Here is a 7,407-nt window from a genome sequence, read left to right as displayed (position 1 = left end):
CCCGGAAACACTTCCGGGCGGGGGCGCCGCAGGTGAGGCTTGTTACGTTGCCAAGCAGGCAGCCAAGCCACGTTGTCTTACAGGCCGAGGTCGACCTCGAACTCGCCGGCCTCCAGGATCGCCTTGACGGCCGTCAGGTAACGGGCCGCGTCGGCGCCGTCCACCAGACGGTGGTCGTAGGAGAGCGTCAGGTACGTCATGTCGCGGACGCCGATGACGGTGCCCTCGGCGGTCTCGATGACGGCCGGACGCTTCACCGTCGCGCCGATGCCCAGGATGGCGACCTGGTTCGGCGGCACGATGATCGTGTCGAACAGCGCACCGCGCGAACCGGTGTTGCTGATGGTGAAGGTCGCACCGGCCAGCTCGTCCGGGGTGATCTTGTTGCCGCGGACCTTGCCGGCCAGCTCGGCCGTGGCCTTGGAGATGCCGGCGATGTTCAGGTCGCCCGCACCCTTGATGACCGGCGTCATCAGACCCTTCTCGGAGTCCACGGCGATGCCGATGTTCTCCGAGTCGAAGTACGTGATGGTGCCCTCGTCCTCGTTGATCCGGGCGTTGATGACCGGGTGGGCCTTCAGCGCCTGGGCCGCCGCCTTGACGAAGAACGGCATCGGGGACAGCTTGACGCCCTCACGGGCGGCGAACGCGTCCTTGGCACGGCCGCGCAGCTTCATCAGCTTGGTGATGTCGACCTCGACGACCGAGGACAGCTGGGCCTGGCCGTGCAGCGCCTTCATCATGTTGTCGCCGATGACCTTGCGCATGCGGGTCATCTTGACGGTCTGACCGCGCAGCGGGGAGACCTCGAGGGCCGGGGCCTTCGACGCGGCGGCAGCCGGGGCGGCAGCGGCGACGGGGGCCGGGGCGGCCTTCTTGGCCTCGGCGGCCGCGAGGACGTCCTGCTTGCGGATACGGCCGCCGACGCCGGAGCCCTTGACGGACGCCAGGTCGATGCCGTTCTCGGAGGCCAGCTTGCGGACCAGCGGCGTCACGTAGGCGCCGTCGTCCACCGGCTGAGCGGCGGCGGGGGCCGGCGCGGCCGGGGCGACCGGAGCCGGGGCGGCCACAGGCGCGGCGGGCGCGACCGGAGCCGGAGCGGCGACCGGAGCGGCCGGAGCGACCGGGGCGGGAGCCGGGGCCGGGGCGGCCGGAGCCACCGGGGCCGGGGCGGCCGCGGCCGGAGCCGGGGCAGCCGGAGCCGGAGCGGCGGCCGGGGCGGCGCCCGCGGCACCGATGACGGCCAGCTTGGCGCCGACCTCGGCGGTCTCGTCCTCGGCGACGACGATCTCCAGGAGGACACCCGAAGCCGGGGCCGGGATCTCGGTGTCGACCTTGTCCGTGGAGACCTCGAGCAGCGGCTCGTCGGCCTCGACGGTCTCGCCGACCGACTTCAGCCAACGGGTCACGGTGCCCTCGGTGACGGACTCGCCGAGCGCCGGCAGGACGACGTCCGTACCGGTGGCGCCACCGGCCGGGGCGGCAGCCGGGGCAGCGGCCGGAGCCGGAGCGGCGGGGGCCTCAGCCACGGGGGCCGGGGCAGCCGGGGCGGCGGGGGCCTCGGCAGCGACCGGGGCCGGAGCCGCGGCCGGCGCGCCGGAGCCGTCGTCGATGATGGCGAGCTCGGCGCCGACCTCGACGGTCTCGTCCTCGGCCACCTTGATGGAGGCCAGGATGCCCGACGCGGGCGCCGGGATCTCGGTGTCGACCTTGTCGGTCGAGACCTCGAGCAGCGGCTCGTCGGCCTCGACACGCTCACCCTCGGCCTTGAGCCAGCGGGTGACGGTGCCCTCGGTGACGCTCTCGCCGAGCGCCGGCAGGGTTACGGAAACCGACATGGTTTCAGTTGCTCCTAACGAATTGCGGGAAGTGGTCGTCGCGCCCGTTGATGACGTGAGCGTCAGTCGTGGGAGTGCAGAGGCTTGCCGGCCAGCGCCAGGTGCGCCTCGCCGAGGGCCTCGTTCTGCGTCGGGTGGGCGTGGATGAGCTGCGCGACCTCGGCCGGCAGCGCCTCCCAGTTGTAGATCAGCTGCGCTTCGCCGACCTGCTCGCCCATGCGGTCACCGACCATGTGGACGCCGACCACGGCACCGTCCTTGACCTGGACGAGCTTGATCTCGCCCGCGGTCTTAAGGATCTTGCTCTTGCCGTTGCCCGCGAGGTTGTACTTCAGGGCGACGACCTTGTCCGCACCGTAGATCTCCTTGGCCTTGGCCTCGGTGATGCCGACGGAGGCGACCTCGGGGTGGCAGTACGTCACCCGGGGCACGCCGTCGTAGTCGATCGGAACGGTCTTCAGACCGGCCAGACGCTCCGCGACGAGGATGCCCTCGGCGAAGCCGACGTGCGCGAGCTGGAGCGTCGGGACGAGGTCGCCGACCGCCGAGATCGTCGGCACGTTCGTGCGCATGTACTCGTCGGCCAGGACGTAGCCGCGGTCCATCGCGACGCCCTGCTCCTCGTAGCCGAGACCGGCCGAGACCGGGCCGCGGCCGATGGCGACGAGCAGGACCTCGGCCTCGAAGGTCTTGCCGTCGGCCAGGGTGACCTTGACACCGTTCTCGGTGTACTCGGCGGACTGGAAGAAGGTGCCGAGGTTGAACTTGATGCCGCGCTTGCGGAACGCGCGCTCAAGAAGCTTGGAGCTGTTCTCGTCCTCGACCGGGACCAGGTGCTTCAGGCCCTCGATGACCGTCACGTCGGTGCCGAAGGACTTCCACGCGGAGGCGAACTCGACGCCGATGACACCGCCGCCGAGGATGATCGCCGACTCCGGGACACGGTCCAGGGTCAGGGCGTGGTCGGAGGAGATGATCCGGTTGCCGTCGATCTCCAGGCCGGGGAGCGACTTCGGTACGGAGCCGGTGGCGAGGAGGACGTGACGGCCCTCGACGCGACGGCCGTCCACGTCGACGGAGGTCGGGGAGGAGAGCCGGCCGTGGCCCTCGATGTACGTCACCTTGCGGGAGGCGACGAGACCCTGCAGGCCCTTGTACAGGCCCGAGATCACGTCGTCCTTGTACTTGTGCACGGCCTTGATGTCGATGCCCTCGAAGGTGGCCTTGACACCGAACTGCTCCGCCTCGCGCGCCTGGTCGGCGACCTCGCCGGCGTGGAGCAGGGCCTTCGTGGGGATGCAGCCGTTGTGCAGGCAGGTGCCGCCGAGCTTGTTCTTCTCGATCAGTGCGACGTCCAGGCCCAGCTGCGCTCCGCGCAGCGCCGCGGCGTAACCGCCGCTACCGCCGCCGAGGATCACTAGGTCGAAAACGGTGCTGGCGTCGTTCGCCACGTCACGTCCTCCATGCATGTGCGCTCGTCGCCGGTCTCCGTGACCGGGCGGCGGCTGGTGTCCGGCCGCTTTAGTGTCGGCCCTGTGGTGGGGGCCCTGTCCTGCCGAGAACCCATCTTCGCACTTGTTGCCGGAAGGCGGGACGCGGGGCCGGTGTGTGAGACCGGCCGATCGCCCGTACGGACAGGTAACCGGGCCGTACGAACGTACGGATTTCGTCGAGGGTGAACACGCGCGGCCCCGGGACCGGGGTCCGGGGGCCGCGCTCCGTGTCACCGGACGGGTCAGAGCTCGCCGTCGGCGGTCTTCTCCGCAAGCTTCACCAGCGTGCGGACCGAGGAGCCGGTGCCGCCCTTGGGGGTGTAGCCGTACGGCGCGCCCTCGTGGAAGGCCGGGCCCGCGATGTCGAGGTGGGCCCAGGTGATGCCCTCGCCGACGAACTCCTGCAGGAAGAGACCGGCGACCAGGCCGCCGCCCATCCGCTCGCCCATGTTGGCGATGTCGGCGGTCGGGGAGTCCATGCCCTTGCGCAGGTCGGCGGGGAGCGGCATCGGCCAGGAGGCCTCGCCGACCTCCTCGGCGGTCTCGTGGATCGCCGTGCGGTACTCGTCGTCGTTGGCCATGATCCCGAAGGTGCGGTTGCCCAGGGCGAGCACCATCGCGCCGGTCAGGGTCGCCACGTCGACGATCGCGTCCGGGTTCTCCTCCGAGGCCCGGGTCAGCGCGTCGGCCAGGACAAGACGGCCCTCGGCGTCGGTGTTGAGGACCTCGACGGTCTTGCCGCTGTACATCCGCAGCACGTCGCCGGGGCGGGTGGCGTTGCCGGACGGCATGTTCTCGGCGAGCGCCAGCCAGCCGGTGACGTTGACGGCCAGACCGATCCGGGCGGCGGCGACGACGGCGGCGAACACGGCGGCCGCGCCGCTCATGTCGCACTTCATCGTCTCGTTGTGACCGGCCGGCTTCAGGGAGATGCCGCCCGAGTCGTAGGTGATGCCCTTGCCGACGAGGGCGAGGGTCTTCTCCGCCTTCGGGTGCGTGTACGCGACCCGGACCAGGCGCGGGCCGCGGGCCGCGCCCTTGCCGACGCCGAGGATGCCGCCGTAGCCGCCCTTGTCGAGCGCCTTCTCGTCGAGCACCTGGACCTTGAGACCGTGCTCCTTGCCGGCGGCGGTGACGATGGCGGCGAACGTCTCGGGGTAGAGGTCGTTCGGCGGCATGTTGATCAGGTCGCGGGCGCGGTTGATCTCCTCGGACAGCGCCTGCGCGCGCTCCGCGGCGGCCTTGAAGGCCTTGTCGCGCGGCTTGCCGCCGAGCAGGGCGATCTCGGCCAGCGGCTTCTTGGCGTCCTTGGACTCCTGGTACGCGGTGTACGCGTACGCGCCGAGCAGCGCGCCCTCGGCGACCGCCTCGGCGTCCTCGGTGGAGGCGACGGGCAGCGCGAAGGCGGCCTTCTTGGCGCCGTGCAGCGTACGGGCGGCGGTACCGGCGGCGCGGCGGAGCGTCTCGGCGCGGTACGACTCACCGTCCTCGGGCACGGAGCCCAGACCGACGGCGAGCACGACGGGGGTCTTCAGACCGGCGGGGGAGGGCAGCTTGGTCGCCTCACCCTCGGCACCCGCAGCGCCCAGGGTCTCCAGGACGGCGGCCAGCTTCCCGTCGAACGCCTTGTCCACGGCCTCGGCGCCGGGCGCGACGACCAGGCCCTTGCCGGACTTGGCGACCCCGACGACAAGAGCGTCGGCGCGCAGCGTCGCGGCGCCGGCTGTGCTGAGAGTGAGAGCAGTCACGGTGGTGAAATCTCGCTTCCATTGAGTTCTGTGGCGGTCGAGGGATGGGCCGACCATGCCCGCCGCATCGTATTTCGGCCCCATGAGCGCCGAGAACGAGTGTCTCTGATCAGTTGAGCGATCCCATGCCACACATAGTCTCCGACATGGTTTCTGTCCACCGTGGTGGGGTCGCGTGGGCATGCAGGTGGAATCCCGCGCCCAGGGCCGCCCCTCGTGGCCGATGAGGCCGATGGGTGGGTGTGCTGATCGTCGTCACGTCCTGGTGCCGGTCGGCGGCGCGGGGCAGCCGATGCCGGTCCGTGTGAGCGTGTCCCTCCGGACGCTTGCCCGCCGGACGCGAGGGTCCGGTGGGGGAGGGTGCCCTGCGTCGCCGGGGCGCGGGGCCTGCTGTCTGTCGCCGGGTGGGTCCGGTCTTGGACCGGTCCCGCCCGGTCTCCGCCGTGGTGGGGGTGATCACGGCGGTGGCTTCGAGGCTGTCGACGGTCGCGCGGATGACCATGGCACCGGTGGCGCGGTCGGTGACGGTCCTGGTCTGGTGGGTGAGACCGCGTGCGGCGATGCGCCGCCAGGCTCCCTGGTCGCGGTCGCCCTGCCATCGGCAGTCGTCGTTCGGGCACTGTGCCCACTTCCAGCCGGGTGTGGTCGGCCGGTCGGGCGCCTTGCGGTGGCGCAGGGGTGTGAGGCACTGCGGGCAGCGTTTCGAGGTGTCCCGCGCGGGGACGGCGACCACGGCGATGCCGCTCTCGGCGGCGAGGTGTCGCACGCGGTCCACGATCTGCCCGCGGACCTGCTGCGAAAGACGGGTGTTCATGGTGCGACCCATGCCGCGGGCTTCCATCGAACGGAGGTCCTCGACGTAGATGACCGTTGCCCCGGCGGCGATGGCCTGGTCGACGGCCCAGCGGGCCGCGGCCCGAGCCAGGGCGTCGTTGAGCTTCGATCGCCTCTCGGACACGTGTCGGAGCTCGTCGGTGAGGATCCGGTTCCTGTGGGCCAGGGGGTGTTCGGTGTCGCCGCCGGTGAGTCGCTGAAGGTGGTCGGCCTTGGTCCGAAGGTGCTCACCGGCGCGGCGGAGGCGGTGTTGCTTCGCGAGGACGCCGGTGGCCCGGAACATGCTGCCCGCACCGAGGGCGGTGATGGTTCCGTCCTCGTGCGATCGGGCGGCCCCGGCGGACAGCAGGGTGTTCAGGCCCCAGTCCACGCCGAGGGCGATCGTGTGACCACTCCTGGCGGTCTTCGGAACCGCATGGGTGTAGGCGAGTTCGGCGCGTACCCGGCCCTTGTGGACGCGGAGGGTGGGCAGGTGCAGCACGGCGTCCGCCGGGATCGTCGGAGGCAGCTTGATGGGGCAGGACACCCACGACCAGTCCCGGTAGGACCGCGGGTCGCGACGGTTCGGCAACTGCAGGCGCAGCAGCGCCCGGCCGGGGGCGCTCTCGTGCCGTTCGACGGCGGCCTGTTGTCCGTCGCAGGCGGAGAGCAGGAGTATCCGAGCAGTGCGAGGCGCGGCTTCCATGTCGAACAGATCGGTGGGATGCCGACCGTGCGTGGCGGCGAAGGAGGCGATCTGCCGGGTGCGGGATCTGATGACGCCGGAGGGCATCAACCGTCCGCCGGGCACCGCGTGGCGCACGGCGTCCCATTCCTCAGCGGTGCGCTTCGCGGGTTCGGTGGGCCAGGTCGTGATCACGCCGGCGGTCAGTTCCGCACGCCAGGCAGCTGACCGCAGGGACCGCCCGGCCAACTCCTGAGCCATGCGCATGATCCGGTCGTTGACCCGCACACCCTCCTCGGGCACGGCGGCCCAGCCCAGACGCCGCAGCGCCATCCAGGCCTGCGACGGAAGCTTCCGGCCCCCGCCGTCCTCACCCGAGGCCAGCGTGCTCACATCAGCCGCGTTCCAGTGCCTGGCCAGGAGATCGGCCGCCATTGCGGACACGAGGTCCGCGGCCCAGCCGACACGCTTCACCAGCACGGTTCCCAGCAGCAGTTCACCGGTTGCCTCATCAACCCCCGTGCGCAGGAGGCCATGGGAGCCGGCGGTCCGAGCTGTCTCGCCCTCCGCGAGCGTTGGCTTCCGACTCAACGCTCCCTCCCCGGCTGCCGATACGGTCATCCGATCAACGACACCACCCTCTGAAACGTCACTCGTTCGCAGCGCGCACTCAGTTCCGGTACCACCGGGACGTGACTCAGTCGTCGCCCTTCGTGTTCGTTCACGGCGACGGTGATTCACTCATCCGTGGTGTCTCTTTCACGTTTACCCCTCAGAGTCGGTGAGCTCGTCCACACTCGCCTCATTCGCGCAAGGGAAGCACCCGCTCC

General features: G+C 70.9%; 4 protein-coding genes. All 4 read right to left on the bottom strand.

Features of this window, described 5'->3' with window-relative positions; translation table 11 throughout:
• Nucleotides 1–77: 77 nt before the first annotated feature.
• Complete coding sequence (sucB, locus tag ACFWRO_RS35535) at nucleotides 78–1,838, bottom strand: 2-oxoglutarate dehydrogenase, E2 component, dihydrolipoamide succinyltransferase (protein ID WP_384518327.1); 1,761 nt, start codon at nucleotides 1,836–1,838, stop codon at nucleotides 78–80.
• A 62-nt stretch (nucleotides 1,839–1,900) separates the two neighbouring features.
• A complete protein-coding gene (gene lpdA / locus ACFWRO_RS35530; protein WP_384518324.1) occupies nucleotides 1,901–3,289 on the bottom strand; it encodes a dihydrolipoyl dehydrogenase in 1,389 nt (462 codons plus the stop codon).
• Between the two features lie 284 nt (nucleotides 3,290–3,573).
• The gene (locus ACFWRO_RS35525) at nucleotides 3,574–5,079 is read right to left on the bottom strand and encodes a leucyl aminopeptidase (RefSeq protein ID WP_384518321.1); all 1,506 of its coding nucleotides are present in this window, start codon (nucleotides 5,077–5,079) and stop codon (nucleotides 3,574–3,576) included.
• Nucleotides 5,080–5,188: 109 nt separating this feature from the next.
• Nucleotides 5,189–7,057 carry a zinc ribbon domain-containing protein gene (locus ACFWRO_RS35520; protein ID WP_384518319.1) on the bottom strand — a complete coding sequence of 623 codons (1,869 nt, stop codon included), beginning with the start codon at nucleotides 7,055–7,057 and terminating at the stop codon, nucleotides 5,189–5,191.
• Nucleotides 7,058–7,407 lie beyond the last annotated feature (350 nt).

Origin of the sequence: Streptomyces sp. NPDC058579 (assembly GCF_042718575.1) — a bacterium.
Taxonomy (GTDB): domain Bacteria; phylum Actinomycetota; class Actinomycetes; order Streptomycetales; family Streptomycetaceae; genus Streptomyces.
This window is presented reverse-complemented; position numbering and strand designations above follow the sequence as displayed.